The organism is Halomonas sp. hl-4 (assembly GCF_900215475.1).
In the GTDB taxonomy this organism is placed as follows: Bacteria; Pseudomonadota; Gammaproteobacteria; order Pseudomonadales; family Halomonadaceae; genus Vreelandella.
Genome location: NZ_LT907845.1, coordinates 3,235,043 through 3,250,467 on the forward strand (window position 1 = coordinate 3,235,043; position 15,425 = coordinate 3,250,467).

The following is a 15,425-nucleotide window of genomic DNA, read 5'->3' on the forward strand; positions in this document are numbered from 1 at the left end:
GTGATAAGCCATGAATAAGATGGTTCGTTCATCCGATAATCAAGCGGTTCAGCAAGGTGGCGAAGAGAAACGCCGTGAAGAGACATTGTTGCCAGCGGTCGACATTGTTGAAGAGGCTGATGCCCTCAAACTGGTCGCTGATATGCCCGGCGTGACGCATGAATCGCTTAACGTAGAGCTCGACAATAACGTACTGAGCCTGGAAGGGAATATCAGCCTCAACATGCCGGAGGGGCTGAGTGCACTTCACGCCGAGGTACGTGGGCAGCGCTTTGCACGACGTTTCAACCTCAGTCACGAAGTCGACGGTGATGCCATTACGGCTCGTATCGTCAATGGTGTACTGACGGTAACGCTGCCGAAAAAAGATAGCCATCGAACCCGGCGAATAGACGTCCAAGCTGCTTGAGGGACGTGAGTATCCTTCCTCTATGTTTTGTTGAGCCTTTTAATAGCTTCAGCTAGGAGTGCCTGTGATAAAGCAGGCACTCTTTTTTATTCTCAATGAGGCTTCACTTATAGAACTCGCCTTTCCCCGCCACTACCGCGTTACCGCCAACCTGAACGAAACCGGGCTTGATATCGCCATTGGCGGCGGTGTGAATAACACTGGGGCGGTTCATTTCAACGCCTTGGTGAATCTGCCAGCTTAAAACGTTTGGTTGTATCGGTGCCAAGTAGCCAGTCAGGGCTGCTGCCGCGCTACCGGTAGCGGGGTCTTCACAAATGCTTGCGTGCATGGAAAACATGCGGCTATGAATCGTTGTGTCAATTTCGTCTCGCTGTTTATTCACATAAAGGTAGATCTGTTCCACGTTGCTCGGGGTGATGGCATTCGCCCAGCTCGCCGCCGAAATACAAACGGACTCCAAGGCGTCCTGATCGGTAAGCTCAATCAAATGAAAGGGCAGGCCGCAGGAGGCTATCACCGGGTCGCCCATCACCTGATGCTCCTTGATACCTAATAGCTCGGCGGCGGTAGCGTAATCAAGTGTGCTCGCCATCACCGAGGCAGGCTTAGCGGTAGTAAACGTCGCTCTTCCTTGCTCATAGCGTACCGCCAGTTCGCCGATAGGGGGCTGAAGCACGATGGTTTGCTCGCGATTGACGAGATTTAAATCTGCCAATAGATGCGCGGTGCCGACCGTAGGGTGGCCGGCAAAGGGCAACTCTCGGGTGGGCGTAAAGATCCTCATTGGGTAGTGGTTCGGCCCAGTGGCAGCGCCCAAAAACACCGTTTCGGCAAGATTCAGCTCGTTGGCCAACGCCTGCATGGTGTTGGTTGCTAACCCACCGGCATCTAGAAACACCGCCAAGGGGTTGCCTGCAAACGGCTGGTCGGTAAATACATCTAGCAAATAATACTCAGTGCTCTTCATTCGGTCTCCCTTTACATGACGAGTGTTGCCAAAACGGCTTATGGCCCTCTTTTTGCGCCTGGACGCGGGTAATGCCGATATCCTCCAGTAGCCGGTCATCCAGCGCCAGTAGCTGACGGCGGCTACGGCGATAGTGATGATATTGACACAGTTGATAACTTAACTGACAGCGAAGCTGGTTGAGGCTGAAACGCGGCATAACGCTCCCTCCGTGTTGTATGTCCAACCAGATTACTCAGTGCTACTATTTGAATACAGATATAGAAATTATTATTTTAAGGATACAGAGAGGCGTGTTATTCCTCTGTATGCTGGTTAAGAAGCGTATCTGTATCGTTTATGGGCTGTGGGGTAGGGTGTTATGACGCGCTATGAAGAGGTCGCCAATGTATTGCGGGAGCGTATCGAGCATGGCATTTACCGTGTAGGCGACCGCTTGCCTTCTATCCGCGCGGTGTGCCAGGAGTTGGATGTCAGTATCTCGACAGCTCAGGAAGCCTATCGACAGCTAATGGATGCGGCACTGATCGAGTCACGGCCAAAATCGGGTTACTTCGTGCTGCCGAGCAGGGTGCCGTCGGTGCTGCCGTCGGTTTCTCGCCCGGCACAACGGCCTCTGGATATTTCTCAATGGGACCAGGTGCTGGAGCTTGTTGCCACCCAGCGAGATGACATCCGACTTCTACTCGGGCGTGGCGTGCCGAATCTTGAGTATGAGACGCTGCGGCCATTGTCGAAAATCCTAGCGGGTCTGCATCGCAGTGCGGATATTAACGGGTTTAATTATGACAAGCTGAGCGGTAGCCCCGAGCTTCGCCAGCAGGTGGCGCGGCTGGCCATCGCATCTGGCTGTTTGCTGCACCCGGACGACATCATGATTACCACCGGCTGCCAGGAGGCGCTGGCCATTTCGCTGCGCACCCTCACCCAGCCCGGCGATGTGGTCGCCGTGGATTCGCCCAGCTTCTACGGCACCATGCAGATTCTTAAAGCCAACGGCTTAAAAGCGTTAGAGATTCCCACTGACCCGCAAACGGGCATCAGTCTGGAAGCCCTGGAACTGGCGTTGGAACAATGGCCGATCCGCGCCATACAAGTCACGCCAACGTATAATAACCCGCTTGGCTACACTATGAGTGAGGCGCGCAAGCGGGCGCTTTTTCAGCTCGCCCAGCGTTTTGATGTGGCGATTATCGAAGACGATATCTACGGCGACTTGTCTTTCACCCTGCCTAGGCCGCGCACAGTGAAATCCTTCGATGACGACGGGCGTGTGATGCTGTGTAGCGGCTTTTCCAAAACGGTGGGGCCTGGGCTGCGGGTGGGCTGGCTGGCACCGGGTCGTTACCGTGATCAGGCGCTGCATATGAAGTACGTCTCCACCGGCGCTTCGGCGACGCTGCCGCAGCTGGCGGTGGCGGAGTTCGTGGCTAAAGGGCACTACGAGCGCCACCTGCGTTTCGCTACCCGCCAGTATCAGCGCCAGCGGGACATCATGATCAGTTGGGTGCAGCGTTACTTCCCTAAGGGCGCGGGTATCAGTTATCCCCAGGGCAGTTTCTTGCTATGGGTTGAACTACCCGCCGCCGTGGATTGCGTGCGCCTAAATGAACACTTGGCAAAGCGCGCCATCCACGTGGCCCCCGGATCGCTGTTTTCAGCCTCGGGTAAGTTCCGCCAATGCCTGCGCTTGAACTACGCCTTTACCCTCACGCCTGCCATCGAAGATGCTGTGCGCACGGTGGGTGAGCTAGCCGCTGAGATGGTGGAAGAGGAGGAGCGGCATGCGCTGGAAGATAGGGTGATAGAGTAATATTAGCTGTTTAACACGATGGGAGAGCCATCATGCAATCCAAAGAACACTGGGAGAAGGTCTACACCAAGAAAGCGCCCACAGAGGTCAGCTGGTTTCAGGAATATGCGGCACTTTCCGTAAAGCTTATTCGCGATGCTACCGTTCCCGCGTCAGCATCAATAATTGACGTGGGTGGTGGTGCCTCAACGCTGGTGGATGACCTGTTAGCGCTTGATTATGAAAAGATAACCGTGCTGGATTTATCGTCATCCGCGCTGGCCACAGCCAAAAAACGGCTTGGCAAGCGTGCATCACACGTCCTATGGCGTGAAGAAAATGTGCTGGAGGCTGAGTTTACTGAGCATGGCTATGATGTTTGGCATGATCGCGCCGTTTTCCATTTCCTGACGAGTGAAGAAGAGCGTCATCGTTATGTACAACAAGTGATGGGGGCTGTTAAACCGGGCGGGCTTGTGATGGTGGCTACCTTTGCCGAAGATGGCCCAACTCAATGCAGTGGGCTCCCCGTGATGCGCTACAGCGCTGGCGCGTTGCACGCAGAGTTTGGTGAGCCGTTCGAGCTTATCGGTCACGAAAGAGAGTCACACCAAACGCCAGATGGCAGTGAACAAAAGTTTATATACTGTCTTTGTAAGAAAATGAAGTAACGACGCCTTTATTTAACAGACCGTTAAAACTGTTTCAGTTCCTGCTCAACATATCCTCAACTGTTTTTGCAATATTTACATTAGTTAAACGGAGTTTGTCTCTGTGTTCAAAGTACCCCTGCGGCGCCATGCTCTCATTTATCGCTCGCTCGGAGCGCCGCTGGAAACATTGAAAATGGAAGCATCGGATGTTCCAGGCCTCAGTGAAGGCAAGCTCAGGGTTCGGATGTTGTGTGCCCCGGTTAATCCCTCTGATTTGATCCCCATCACCGGTGCCTATTCGCATCGTATCAAGCTGCCCGCTGTCGCCGGTTACGAAGGTGTTGGTTGTGTTATGGATGCTCCGCGAGAGTACTCCTACTTGGTCGGGAAGCGAGTGCTGCCATTGCGAGGCGATGGTACTTGGCAGACTATTTTGGACTGTGATCCAGCGCTCGCTGTGCCCGTGCCCGATACTATTTCTGACATCACCGCAGCTCGCGCTTACATTAATCCCTTAGCCGCCCTAACCATGCTCGAAACGTGGCCTGTAAAGGGGAAGCGTGTTCTTCTCACTGGAGCCGGTTCGAACTGTGCTGAATACCTTGGAGCATGGGCATATCAGCACGGCGCCAAGGACGTCGTTGGCATATACCGTTCCGAGAGTAGAGTTGCCCGCCTGGAAAAGCTCGGTATCAAACCGGTATCTATCCAAAATATGTCCCAGATTTCGTATGTGGCCCATGAGTCGGACATGGTGTTTGACGCCTTAGGAGGGCCGGTTGCGGCAAATATATTGCAACTAATGGTATCGGGAACGACGTTTATTGCTTATGGACTATTAACGGGGCAGGCAATTCAATTGGATTCCAAACCCCGCGCTCACTTCAGAAGGTTTCATTTGCGCGATAGTTTGGCCAGGGTTTCTGCAGAAGCTTGGCAGCATAAATTCTCGGCTATCTGGAAACTGTTAGGCCAGTCAGCGATGCCTGATTATCAAGTGCTTCCAGGTCAAAAGTGGCGACAAGCTATCGAGATGGCATTTCGCCCTAGCGCTCAGAAGGTGCTTCTGAACTTCTCCACTCTTGGGCAATGAGAATTGCCTCACGTCAAATCCATAAACGGATTGTAGGCGACTTCCCAGTAGTGGCCTTCTGGATCGCGAAAGTAGCCGGAATAACCGCCCCAGAATACCTCTTCCGCTGGTTTGATCAGTTCAGCGCCTGCGGCAACCGCTTGTTCAAGCACCTGATCAACGGCATCTTGGTTGGCGACATTATGGGCAAGCGTCATACCGCTGAAACCGCTCGGCGCATCATCCGCGATGCCGATATCGCTGGCCAGTGCCTTACGTGGGAAAAGCGATAGCCAGGCACCTTCCGTTTTGAAAAATGCGACCTCCTCGCTATCCGTTGCGTGCTCCGGAAGGCCTAATCCATCACGGTAAAAGCGGATGGCGCGTTGCAGGTCATGCACACCCAGGGTGATCAGGCTGATTTTGGGCTTCATGGAAGTCGCTCCTAATTCGTTAATTATGCTAGCTGGGCCGCTGAAACTGCTGCCGCGCCTGCTCTGCGCGTTCGCGCGTGATGCAATTAAGCGAGTGATCGTTGAGCAACCCCATGGCCTGCATAAAGGCAAAAGCGGTGGTGGGGCCGAAAAATTTCCAGCCGCGCTTTTTTAACTCTTTGGCTAGGGCAATGGATTCGGGCGAGGTGGTCTGGGTTTGGGGTGCGACTAACTCGCCAGGCTCATAGCGCCAGAAGAATGCGGCCAGCGAGCCTTCCTGCTCGACCATTTCCTGCGCGCGTCGGGCGTTGTTGATTGTCGCTTCTATTTTGCCGCGGTGGCGAATAATGCCCGCATCCTGCAATAAACGCTGCACATCGTGTTCGCAAAAACGGGCGATGTGATGGAAGTCGAAGTGGTGAAAGGCGGCGCGAAAACTGTCGCGCTTATTGAGAATGGTGCGCCAGCTCAAGCCCGACTGAAAGCTCTCCAGGCAAAGCTTCTCGAACAACCGCTGGTCATCATCTACCGGGAAGCCCCACTCGTTATCATGATAGGGCAGAAACTCCGCTGCCCCGCCACACCATTGGCAGCGGGGATGTCCATCGGGGGCAATAAAATCGTTGGCCATCTGCTACTCGCCTATTAATCGAACCATTCTTGGGCAGTACGCCATAGGCACATACCGATGAAGTAGACGGACGCAATGCCCCACCCCCACAGTGCCCAGGCCGCGTGCTCGGGGCTTGAGAGCACCAATGACGTGGCACACGCACACCACACCAGGGTGACGGCGATATTGAGCGGCATGAACAGGCGCACCCGAAACGGGTGTAAAAACTTCATCCGTGTCACGGTAAGAAGGGCCAAAAAGGTGATAGTGGCAAACGTAAGGAAGGGCGGGAAATCGAGGATATAAAAATAAGCAGCGGCGATGTTCCAGGCGGCAGGAAAGCCTACGAAGTAATTATCCTGGCTTTTCATATCGACGTTGCAGAAACAGAACATCGATGACAGTAAAATGATGAAGACTGATATCAGTCCTAAATAAGGTGGCAACTCAATAAAGAAGTAGATAAACAGAGCGGGGATAAAGGCCCAGGTCAGATAATCGATGACCATGTCGAGCGTCGAGCCATCAAAATGGGGCAGTATGGCTTTCACTTCATACTTGCGCGCCAGGGTGCCATCCACGGCATCGACCATCATCGCAGCCCCCAGCCAGAGCAGACAGGCAACGGGATTATTGTCGACCAGGGCGAGCAGCGCCATGGTGCCGAGCAGCACGCCACTGGCGGTGAATACGTGTACGCTCCATGCCTTCCATATCGAGGCGCGGGAGTCTGCAGGCGAAGAAAGCGATTGAACCACGTTAACCCCATTGGGAACGTGTGTCCCCTTTGCGTTTGGTTGATAGATAAGCCTGTAAAGAACGATACACTACTACAGGACGGCACCCAGAGAACATGCTGGCCTGTCATCCCTTGCTATATAGTCTAGTGCAAGGCCAAACGTATGAAGGAGATTGCTGATGAAGAGGGTACGCACGGCCACTGTTGGTGACCTTGAGGCCTTAACCGAGCTTTTGGATGGCTACCGTCGGTTTTATGCGCAGCCGAGCGATAGGCAAGCCGCGCGTGATTTTCTGCGTCAGCGTTTTGGTCAGGCAGATTCGCGCATCCTAGTCAGTGAAGACGCTGAAGGGGCGCTCACCGGCTTTGTTCAGCTTTACCCTGGGGTTTCCACAGTGGGCTTGAATGCCCGCTGGACCTTAAACGACCTGTTTGTGCTGCCGGAATGCCGTGAAAAGGGCACCGGTAGGGCCTTAATGGAAGCCGCCACAAAGCTAGCTCGCGAGCACGGCGTTGCACGTTTGATACTCATGACGCAGGTCGAAAATGCGCGTGCCCAGCACCTTTATGAATCCCTGGGTTGGCAGCGCAACACGGCGTTTTATGGGTATCTATTGGATCTTAAGTAGGCGCTAAGAAGTGAGGTCGGCGGTTAGCTGACCTTCTCCGGCAGCTTACATACATCCAACCACTGCGCGCCGACCAGCTCGGCCAGACGCTTGGGGCTCAGGCGCACGGCGCTGTTGGGCGAGCCGGCGGCGGGCAACACTTCGTCATAAGCGTGGAGCGACTCGTCGCAGTACACCGGCAGATTGGTGGCAAGGCCAAACGGGCAGACGCCGCCCACCGGGTGGCTGGTGAGCTCCATCACCGTCTCGGCGTCGAGCATCTTGGCCTTGCCGCCAAAGGTAACGCGAATCTTACGGTTGTCGATACGCGCGTTGCCGCTGGCCACGATCAGCAGCGGTTTTTCACCGACCTTGAACGCCAGGGTTTTGGCGATCTGCCCGGGTGCCACGCCGTGGGCCTCGGCGGCCAGCGCTACCGTGGCGGTGCTGGTTTCAAGTGCCTCGATGGTGATATCCGGCGCGTGCTCGGCAAGAAACTGGCGAACGGTCTCGACGCTCATCGTGAAATCCCTTTATTGACTGAGTGGTTAGCGTAACGCGCTTTTGGCTGAATCAGCCAATCCAAGGCGGTGTGGTGATCGTTGCGGGCTCGCGCTGCATGATGACCTCGCCGTGGCGAACCGAAAGGAGCACTTCCCCCTGGGTACGCAATACGCTGTAGTCATCCTCGCCGTCCAGCAGGTTGAAGCTGGCGGGCTTGCCTACCTCAATGCCGTAACGGCCTTCAATATTAAGCGTGCGCGCGCTGTTATCGGTAATTAGTGAAAGCGACTGGCTGAAGTCCTGGTAGCCCATCATGTGGCAGATATGCAGGCCAAAATCCAGCGTGCGCAATAGCTTGCCGTTGCCCAGCGAGTACCAGGGGTCGACGATGGAGTCCTGGGCCAGGCACACGTTGATGCCCGCTTCGTTGAGTTCCTTCACCCGGGTCACGCCGCGGCGTTTGGGGTAGCTGTCGAACCGCCCCTGCAGATGAATGCTTTCGGTAGGGCAGGAGACAAAGTTGATGCCCGAGCGCTTGAGCAGTAGAAACAGCTTGGAGCAGTAGGCGTTATCGTAAGAGTGCATGGCCGTGGTGTGGCTGGCGGTAACGCGGCTACCGAGGTCATGCGTCAGCGCTTCATGGGCCAGCACTTCAAGAAAGCGTGAGTTGGGGTCGTCGATCTCGTCGCAGTGGACGTCCACCAGCCGATCGTATTTGATCGCCAGTTCGATCACCTGCTTCATGGAGGCCACCCCCAGCTCGCGGGTGTATTCAAAATGAGGAATGCCGCCGACCACATCGGCACCGATCTCAAGCGCTTCTTCCAGCAGTTTGTCACCGCCGGGGTAGGAGAGCAGGCCGTCCTGCGGAAAGGCCACCACCTGGATGTCGATTTTATCTTTCAGCTCGTCGCGCAAGGCGCACAGCGTTTTGATGCCGACGAGGCTGGGGTCGCTGGTATCGGCGTGGGTGCGCACAAATTGCACGCCGTTACTGATCAGCAAGTTCAGTGTTTTCAGCGCACGCTCGCGAATGTCGGCCTCCGACAGCATGGGTTTGCGCTCCCCCCAACGTTCAATGCCTTCGAACAGCGTGCCGCTCTGGTTCCAGTTGGGCTCACCCGCCGTCAGCGCCGCATCCAGGTGGATATGGGGCTCGATGAAGGGGGCACACAGCAGTTTGCCGCCCGCGTCGATCTGCCCTTCGCTGGGTTTTTGCGGCGCATCCTGAACGGTAATGGCGCTGATGATGCCATCTTCTATCTCGAGGCGATAAAGCGCCGGGAGTTGGCGCAAACGGGCGTTGATGATCTGCATGCTCATATAAAAAACGGCTCACTTATTGCTTGGCGGTCGAAGGAAGGCTATCGCCAAGCGTAGCGTGATTTACGCGCAGCAGCACGGCATAGCTGCCGGCGGCCACGGCCACCCCGACAAGCGGCGGCAGCAACGGCGAGAAGTAGGCAGCCCCGGCGCCCAGCGCATAGGCCGCCAAACCCCGGCGGTTGAAGTCGGGCAGTTGGGCGGTATCCAGGGCGGGATAGCGACCTTTATGTTTGAGCCAGAAGTCCGCCATGATCACCCCGCCCATGGGCGGAATAAAAGTGCCCAACAGCACCAGGAAGGGAATCAGCAGGTTATACATGCCGCCGACCGCCAGCACGGTGCCAATTGCCGCACCGCCCACGGTGACCAGGCGGCGTTTTTCGGTGCGCAGCAAATTGCAGCCCGCCACGGCGAAGTTGTAGATGGTGTTGTCCTGGGTGGTCCAGATGTTCAGAAACAGCATCAGCACGGCGATGGTGACAAAGCCCTGGGCGATCAGCACATCGACGATATCCGCCTGCTGATAGATCATGGTGCCCAGCGCGCCGGTCAGCACCATCAAACCGTTGCCTAAAAAGAAGGCCGCCATGGTGGCGATGACCGCAATTTTGGGTGTCTTGGCGAAGCGGCTCCAGTTGGTCGCCTGGGTGCCGCCGCTGATAAAAGTACCAATGATGACGGTAACCGCCGCCGCCACGCTCATGCTCTCCGTAGGCGTTTGCTGGCTTAGCCCTGTAAAGCCGCGCACATCCACCAGCCCGGTAAACAGGCTGATGAGGATAAACAGCATCATGGCGGGGACGGCAAAGCGCGAAAGCCAGTCCATTCCCTTATAGCCGATCATGGCGGTCACGCAGAAACCCAACCCAAACAGCACCATTAAGGGGATTTCCAGCCATTCAGGCATCCCGGTGGTGCGAACCAGTACCAAGGCAATCGTTGCCGTGCCCCAGGCGTACCAGCCGATCTGGGTAAAGCCCAGGATAAAATCAGACAGCTTGCTGCCCTTTTCACCAAAGCAGAAGCGCCCCATCAGCACGGACGTAAGCCCGCTTTTACATGCAATGTAGGCCAGGGCCGCCGCATAAGCGCCGAGCAAAAAATTGCCCAGCACAATGACCCACAACAGCTGGCCAATGGAGAAGGCTTGGCCCAAGGTGCCACCCGCCCACATGGTGGCGGTGAAGAACGTAAAGCCAAGTAGCACGGCAGACGTGGAAAGCAGGCCCTTGCGGGCGTTGAAAGGCACTTCCGTTAATGGGTAGTCAGAGGGGTGCATGGCAGGCTCCAGGAAAAAGACATTCACCCAGTATAGGAAGCAAGCCGTGTGCCAGTGTGGCGAATATTAGCGCTTCTGCTCTACCAACAGCCCGCGCATCAGCGTTTCGACAATACTGTCGCGGTCATCATCCAGCGAATACTGGTGGGTGTCTTGCAGCCAATCAAAGCAGGTGCCGATCAAAAAACCGTGAAACTGGCGGCGAGCGCTTGCGGGTGTCAGGTCGGCGCGTAGCTGGCCGTGGTGCTGGACCTGTTCAAAAAGCTGCTCGACCCGGGCTTCGGCATGCTCTGAAAGCCGTGTGATCATACAGATCCGCGGGTGCTCGTCTTCCAGCTTCTCGCAGCGGTGCAGCACAATGGTGGCCGCACGCTGCAGGGAAATATCGTGGCAGATGCCCGCCAGCGAGCGCTGGGCAATGTTACGCAAACAATCCACCGGCGTGGTGCCCAGTTGGTGCACGGCGTCGTCGACAATTTCATCCAGCGGAATACGCACGCGTTCAAGCAGCGCATCAAACAATGCCGCCTTGTCCTCAAAGTGCCAATAGATCGCCCCGCGGGTCACGCCTGCCGCCTGGGCAATATGCGCCAGAGTGGTGCGGGCAACCCCTTGGGCGAGAAACGTCGTTTCAGCCGCATCGAGAATGGCTTCGCGAGTGCGTTCGGCGTCGGCCTTGCGGCGGGTCATGGCGGCTCCTGAATGAATGCGTTGTAATATTCTGGCATTGATGGATAGCAAAGTCGCCAGTAGGCGATTAGTATACACATAACTGACATTCATGAATGTCAGTTATGTGTATACTTCCGTTATCTACTCTGGATGGCCGTTGCCAAGGAGCTTACCGTGCCCGTTACCCTCATTCGTTTATTGCCAGGGCTGCTGGTGCTATTGGTCCTGGCTGGCTGCGAGCCGTCTCAGGCAGAATCAGAAAGCACCGTACGCCCGGTCAAGCTGTTAACGCTGGAGTCGGCCAACGCCGCGGCACAGCGGCAGTTTCCGGGGCGAGTCGAGGCCACTACGCGCAGCAACTTATCGTTTCGTATGGCGGGGGAGTTGATTGAGCTTAACGTTAGCCCCGGCCAAAAGGTTTCCGAGGGAGAGGTAATCGCACAAATCGATAATCGCGACGCGCAAAGTGAGCTGGAAAGCGCGCGTTCGCGGCTGGAGCTTGCCGACGCAACCCTTGAGCGAATGCGCTATACCCTGAAGCGTGGTGCGGTCAGCCAGGCCCAGTTTGATGAAGCTGAAAGCGAAGCGCGGGCGGCGCGGTCAACCTTTGAGCAGGCCGAAGAACAGCTCACCCACACGCAACTGCGCGCGCCCTACGACGGGGTGATCGCCCAGGTGCCGGTGGATAACCGCCAGATTGTCCAGGTTCAGGAAACCGTCGCGGTCATCCAGCAGCCGGGGCAGTTGGACGTGGTGTTTCACCTGCCGGAGCAGATCGTTCAGCGCATGCCGCGTGGCGACGATCAGCCCTTTGGTGACGAACTGGCGTTCGAAGTCCGTTTTGGTAACAGTGACACACCCTACCTGGCCCAGCTTGCGTCTTACACTACCCAGGCCAGTGAGCAAAGTTTGGCCTATGAGGTCACGCTGACGTTACCCCAGCCTGACGATATCAACCTGCTCGATGGTATGAGCGCCAACGTGCGCCTGGATTTGAGTAGTTTGCAGTCCAATCAAACAGCACCGCTTTGGCACCTTCCCCCGGAAGCCGTGAGCTATTCAGGCGATGACCCTGACCAGGCCCAGGTATGGCGGTTCAGTGAGCCAGACCGCGTTGAGGCGGTGCCCGTCGAGGTGGGCCGATTGACGTCAAACGGGCTGGAAGTCAGCGGAGAGTTGGCCGCCGATGAACGCATTGTGGCCGCTGGCGCGCACCGGCTGAAGGCCGATATGCGTGTAACCCCATGGGAAAAAGAGCAGGGGCTATAACATGGTGGATTACTTTTTACGCCACCGGGCGGCCAGTTATTTAATGACCGTCGTGCTGCTGGCAGGCGGCGCGCTGGCATTTTTGGGCATGGGGCAACTGGAGTTCCCTGAGTTCACCATCCGTAATGCGCTCGTGACCACTCAGTACCCGGGGGCAACGCCTGAAGAGGTCGAGCAGGAAGTCACCTCGACCCTTGAGCAGTCCATCCAGGAAATGTCATCGATCAAGCGCGTAAGCTCGGTCAGCTCAGATGGCCTCTCGCAGATCACTGTGGAGCTTGAAAGCACGGTGCAAAACGAAGAGCTTGAGCAGCTATGGGATTCGCTGCGCCGTAAAGTGGAAGATGCCCAGGGCCGTTTACCGCCAGGCGCCAGTGAATCGAACGTCAACGATGATTTTGGCGATGTGTTCGGCCTGATGGTCAACCTGACCGGTGAAGGCTACAGCATGCCCGACCTGGCCGACCATGCGGATTTTCTTAAACGCGAGCTGGCGCTGGTGGAAGGCGTCGAAAAAGTGTCGCTGGGTGGTGAGCACGAAGAGCGCATTTATATCGAAGTCGACCGCGAACGCCTGCGCGCGCTAAATATTCCGCTCACCCGCCTGCAACAGTTGCTCGACACGCAAAATGCGGTGGCCGATTCAGGCCACCTTCAGCAGGATGGCCGCCGCTTTCGCATCACGCCCACCGGCAGCGCGGCCGACATCGACGACCTGCGTGCGCTGATTGTCAGTGAAGGCGAGGGCGAGCTGGTGCGGTTAAGCGATATCGCGGATGTATCGCGCGGGCTCGCGGAGCAACCACAGCAGCTCTACCGTGACATGGGACGACCGGCGATTTCGCTCGGGGTCTCGTTTGAAAGCGGCGTGAATGTGGTTGAGGTCGGCGAGCGCTTGCAACAACGCCTTGCCGAGCTAGAGGAGCGCACCCCGCTGGGTATGGAGCTCAACGTGGTCTACGACCAGCCCCAGGTGGTCGATGAGGCGGTATCGGGCTTCCTGGTCAGCCTGATACAAGCGGTGGCTATCGTCATCGTGGTGCTGATGCTGTTCATGGGCTGGCGCAGCGGCCTGCTAATGGGCTTTATCCTGCTGATCACCATTATCGGCACCTTCATGATGATGCGCATCCACGGCCTGCAGCTGGAAAAGATCTCCCTGGGGGCGCTGATTATTGCCCTCGGTATGCTGGTGGACAACGCCATTGTGGTCACCGAAGGCATGCTGGTGGGCTTAAAGCGCGGCCACAGCATTCGCGCCTCGGCCCACCAGGTGATTCGCCAAAACGCCTGGCCGTTGCTGGCGGCCACGCTGATCGCGATTGCCGCCTTTGCGCCCATTGGGCTGTCGCCTGACACCACCGGCGAGTTTATCGGCTCGCTGTTTTTCGTGCTGCTCTACTCGTTGCTGCTGAGCTGGATCACCGCGCTGACGCTTACGCCTTTCTACTTCAAGCTGTTCTTTCGCAACGTGGCCCCCGGCGACGGCCAGGAAGACCCCTACAAAGGGGTCGTTTATCGGCTGTTCAGTCGCGTCATTATCGTCGGCATTCGCTTTCGCTGGGTCACCATCGCCCTGGTGGTTGCCCTCTTGATCGGCGCGGGTATCGGCTTTGGCTCGGTCAAAAACGCGTTTTTTCCCGCGTCGAACACGCCGATCTTTTTTGTCGACTACCGAACGCCCGAAGGCACGGACATTCTCGAAACCCAGCGCCGTGTCAGCGAGCTTGAAGATAGCGTGATGGAGATGGACGGTGTCCGCCATTTGACCACCACCGTGGGCGGCGGGGCGCAGCGTTTTACCCTCACCTACTCGCCGGAAGATCGCTATGCCAGCTACGCGCAGTTGATCGTCGAAACCGATGATAAGGCCACCCAGCGCGAACGCATGGCCGAGGTGGAGAAGGTGCTAAAGCGCGACCATGGCGATATTGACTATAAAATCGCCCCGCTTGAAGTCGGCCCCGCGCCCAAGGCCAAGCTGGAAGCGCGCTTTTACGGCAGCGACCCCGAGGTGCTGCGCCAGCTTGGCGAACAGGCTGATGACATCTTCCGCGATACACCCAACATGACCAGCGTGCGCACCAGCTGGCGCAACCGGGTGCAGGCGATTGAACCGGCGTTTTTGGAAGACACCGCCCGGCGTTTGGGCGTTACCCGCCAAGACCTGGCGGATACGCTCGCCTTGAACACCAGCGGTAGCCAGGTGGGCGTTTATCGCGATGGTAGCGATTTGATCCCCATGGTGGCGCGGGCGATCCCCGGCCAGCGACACGACATCGATAACCTTGGCTCGCTGAACGTATGGAGCGAGGAGCGCGGGCGTTATATCAGCGCCGATCAGGTGATGGGTGACGTCACCACCCAGGTCGCCGACCCGCTGGTAATGCGCCGCAATCGCGAACGCATGCTGGCGGTATATGGCGAACCGGACCCGCTAAGCGGCGTCACGGCGGCCAGCGTATTGGCCGAGGTGCGCGACCGCGTGGAGGCCATTGAACTGCCCAGCGGGTATCATCTTGAGTGGGGTGGCGAGTACGAGACCGCCGGTGAGGCACAAAGCGGACTGTTTTCCTCGCTGCCGCTGGGGCTGGCGATGATGTTCATTATCACCGTGGTGCTGTTTAACAACTTCCGCCAGCCGCTGGCCATCTGGTCGCTGGTGCCGCTGACCATTATCGGCGTGGTGGGGGCGCTGCTGCTCACCGGCCTGCCGTTCTCGTTCATGGCGCTGCTCGGCACGCTAAGTTTGATTGGCATGGTGATCAAGAACGCCATCGTGCTGGTGGAGGAAATCAACGTACAACTGCCGCTGCATCAGGACCGCTACCACGCGGTGGTGCGCGCAGCGGTCAGCCGCGTAAGGCCTGTCGCCATGGCCGCGCTGACCACCATGTTGGGCATGATCCCGCTGATCAGCGATGCCTTCTTCGCCAGCATGGCGGTCGCGCTGATCGGGGGGCTTGGCGTCGCCACCTTGCTGACGCTAGTCGTGCTGCCGGTAGTCTACTGCGTGCTGTACCGGATCAAGATCCATGCGGATTAATAATCCCTAGACGCCTGTTTCATTACACCGCCTTGGGCG

At 57.1% G+C, this 15,425-nt stretch carries 16 protein-coding genes; 7 read left to right on the top strand and 9 right to left on the bottom strand.

Features of this window, described 5'->3' with window-relative positions:
- The first annotated feature begins 10 nt into the window (after positions 1–10).
- Entirely contained in the window at positions 11–409 is a 399-nt protein-coding gene (locus CPH17_RS15250; RefSeq protein WP_074395090.1) for an Hsp20/alpha crystallin family protein, read from the top strand.
- A gap of 103 nt (positions 410–512) precedes the next feature.
- Here CPH17_RS15250 and CPH17_RS15255 read toward each other — a convergent pair whose 3' ends face one another.
- A complete protein-coding gene (locus tag CPH17_RS15255) occupies positions 513–1,379 on the bottom strand; it encodes a PhzF family phenazine biosynthesis protein (protein WP_074395091.1) in 867 nt (288 codons plus the stop codon).
- Positions 1,366–1,578: a DUF1127 domain-containing protein gene (locus CPH17_RS15260; RefSeq protein WP_074395092.1), complete on the bottom strand. Its 213-nt coding sequence runs from the start codon at positions 1,576–1,578 to the stop codon at positions 1,366–1,368. Before CPH17_RS15260 ends, CPH17_RS15255 begins: the two co-directional genes overlap by 14 nt.
- Before the next feature lie 162 nt (positions 1,579–1,740).
- Between CPH17_RS15260 and CPH17_RS15265 the strand changes: the two genes are divergently transcribed.
- From CPH17_RS15265 to CPH17_RS15275, 3 genes are all read left to right on the top strand, one after another.
- The gene (locus CPH17_RS15265) at positions 1,741–3,192 is read left to right on the top strand and encodes an aminotransferase-like domain-containing protein (RefSeq protein ID WP_074395093.1); all 1,452 of its coding nucleotides are present in this window, start codon (positions 1,741–1,743) and stop codon (positions 3,190–3,192) included.
- A 32-nt stretch (positions 3,193–3,224) separates the two neighbouring features.
- A complete protein-coding gene (locus CPH17_RS15270) occupies positions 3,225–3,842 on the top strand; it encodes a class I SAM-dependent methyltransferase (RefSeq protein WP_074395094.1) in 618 nt (205 codons plus the stop codon).
- A gap of 103 nt (positions 3,843–3,945) precedes the next feature.
- Positions 3,946–4,917 (top strand): zinc-dependent alcohol dehydrogenase family protein, encoded by a 972-nt coding sequence (locus CPH17_RS15275; RefSeq protein WP_082934179.1) that lies wholly within the window; start codon positions 3,946–3,948, stop codon positions 4,915–4,917.
- An 8-nt stretch (positions 4,918–4,925) separates the two neighbouring features.
- On the opposite strand, the gene CPH17_RS15280 is transcribed toward CPH17_RS15275, so the two are convergent.
- Genes CPH17_RS15280 through pcsA form a run of 3 tightly spaced genes read right to left on the bottom strand, consistent with a single transcriptional unit; the run spans position 4,926 to position 6,602 of the window.
- Entirely contained in the window at positions 4,926–5,330 is a 405-nt protein-coding gene (locus CPH17_RS15280; RefSeq protein ID WP_074395096.1) for a VOC family protein, read from the bottom strand.
- A gap of 28 nt (positions 5,331–5,358) precedes the next feature.
- Positions 5,359–5,961 (bottom strand): DNA-3-methyladenine glycosylase I, encoded by a 603-nt coding sequence (locus CPH17_RS15285; protein ID WP_074395097.1) that lies wholly within the window; start codon positions 5,959–5,961, stop codon positions 5,359–5,361.
- Positions 5,962–5,975: 14 nt separating this feature from the next.
- Positions 5,976–6,602, bottom strand: a complete 627-nt coding sequence (gene pcsA / locus CPH17_RS15290; protein WP_082934307.1) for a phosphatidylcholine synthase — start codon at positions 6,600–6,602, stop codon at positions 5,976–5,978.
- A 259-nt stretch (positions 6,603–6,861) separates the two neighbouring features.
- Here pcsA and CPH17_RS15295 point away from each other — a divergent pair, with 259 nt between their 5' ends.
- The gene (locus CPH17_RS15295) at positions 6,862–7,311 is read left to right on the top strand and encodes a GNAT family N-acetyltransferase (RefSeq protein ID WP_074395098.1); all 450 of its coding nucleotides are present in this window, start codon (positions 6,862–6,864) and stop codon (positions 7,309–7,311) included.
- A 23-nt stretch (positions 7,312–7,334) separates the two neighbouring features.
- Here the strand turns inward: CPH17_RS15295 and CPH17_RS15300 are convergent, their stop codons facing one another.
- The 4 genes from CPH17_RS15300 to CPH17_RS15315 form a co-directional block, all read right to left on the bottom strand.
- A complete protein-coding gene (locus CPH17_RS15300) occupies positions 7,335–7,811 on the bottom strand; it encodes a YbaK/EbsC family protein (RefSeq protein WP_074395099.1) in 477 nt (158 codons plus the stop codon).
- Between the two features lie 52 nt (positions 7,812–7,863).
- Positions 7,864–9,117: a cytosine deaminase gene (gene codA, locus CPH17_RS15305; protein WP_074395100.1), complete on the bottom strand. Its 1,254-nt coding sequence runs from the start codon at positions 9,115–9,117 to the stop codon at positions 7,864–7,866.
- A 16-nt stretch (positions 9,118–9,133) separates the two neighbouring features.
- Positions 9,134–10,399 carry a cytosine permease gene (codB, locus tag CPH17_RS15310; RefSeq protein ID WP_074395101.1) on the bottom strand — a complete coding sequence of 422 codons (1,266 nt, stop codon included), beginning with the start codon at positions 10,397–10,399 and terminating at the stop codon, positions 9,134–9,136.
- 66 nt (positions 10,400–10,465) lie between these two features.
- Positions 10,466–11,089 carry a TetR family transcriptional regulator gene (locus tag CPH17_RS15315; RefSeq protein ID WP_096300180.1) on the bottom strand — a complete coding sequence of 208 codons (624 nt, stop codon included), beginning with the start codon at positions 11,087–11,089 and terminating at the stop codon, positions 10,466–10,468.
- Between the two features lie 156 nt (positions 11,090–11,245).
- On the opposite strand from CPH17_RS15315, the gene CPH17_RS15320 reads away from it, so the two are divergent.
- Positions 11,246–12,340: an efflux RND transporter periplasmic adaptor subunit gene (locus CPH17_RS15320; RefSeq protein ID WP_096300182.1), complete on the top strand. Its 1,095-nt coding sequence runs from the start codon at positions 11,246–11,248 to the stop codon at positions 12,338–12,340.
- A gap of 1 nt (position 12,341) precedes the next feature.
- Positions 12,342–15,386, top strand: a complete 3,045-nt coding sequence (locus tag CPH17_RS15325; RefSeq protein ID WP_096300184.1) for an efflux RND transporter permease subunit — start codon at positions 12,342–12,344, stop codon at positions 15,384–15,386.
- The last annotated feature ends 39 nt before the right edge of the window (positions 15,387–15,425 follow it).

Coding starts and splice junctions, on each gene's coding strand:
- pcsA (WP_082934307.1), bottom strand. CDS start 6,602: ATGGCGCTGCTCGCCCTGGTCGACAATAATCCCGTTGCCTGTCTGCTC.
- CPH17_RS15270 (WP_074395094.1), top strand. CDS start 3,225: ATGCAATCCAAAGAACACTGGGAGAAGGTCTACACCAAGAAAGCGCCC.
- CPH17_RS15315 (WP_096300180.1), bottom strand. CDS start 11,089: ATGACCCGCCGCAAGGCCGACGCCGAACGCACTCGCGAAGCCATTCTC.
- CPH17_RS15255 (WP_074395091.1), bottom strand. CDS start 1,379: ATGAAGAGCACTGAGTATTATTTGCTAGATGTATTTACCGACCAGCCG.
- codA (WP_074395100.1), bottom strand. CDS start 9,117: ATGAGCATGCAGATCATCAACGCCCGTTTGCGCCAACTCCCGGCGCTT.
- CPH17_RS15260 (WP_074395092.1), bottom strand. CDS start 1,578: ATGCCGCGTTTCAGCCTCAACCAGCTTCGCTGTCAGTTAAGTTATCAA.
- CPH17_RS15265 (WP_074395093.1), top strand. CDS start 1,741: ATGACGCGCTATGAAGAGGTCGCCAATGTATTGCGGGAGCGTATCGAG.
- CPH17_RS15250 (WP_074395090.1), top strand. CDS start 11: ATGAATAAGATGGTTCGTTCATCCGATAATCAAGCGGTTCAGCAAGGT.
- CPH17_RS15285 (WP_074395097.1), bottom strand. CDS start 5,961: ATGGCCAACGATTTTATTGCCCCCGATGGACATCCCCGCTGCCAATGG.
- CPH17_RS15280 (WP_074395096.1), bottom strand. CDS start 5,330: ATGAAGCCCAAAATCAGCCTGATCACCCTGGGTGTGCATGACCTGCAA.
- codB (WP_074395101.1), bottom strand. CDS start 10,399: ATGCACCCCTCTGACTACCCATTAACGGAAGTGCCTTTCAACGCCCGC.
- CPH17_RS15295 (WP_074395098.1), top strand. CDS start 6,862: ATGAAGAGGGTACGCACGGCCACTGTTGGTGACCTTGAGGCCTTAACC.
- CPH17_RS15325 (WP_096300184.1), top strand. CDS start 12,342: ATGGTGGATTACTTTTTACGCCACCGGGCGGCCAGTTATTTAATGACC.
- CPH17_RS15300 (WP_074395099.1), bottom strand. CDS start 7,811: ATGAGCGTCGAGACCGTTCGCCAGTTTCTTGCCGAGCACGCGCCGGAT.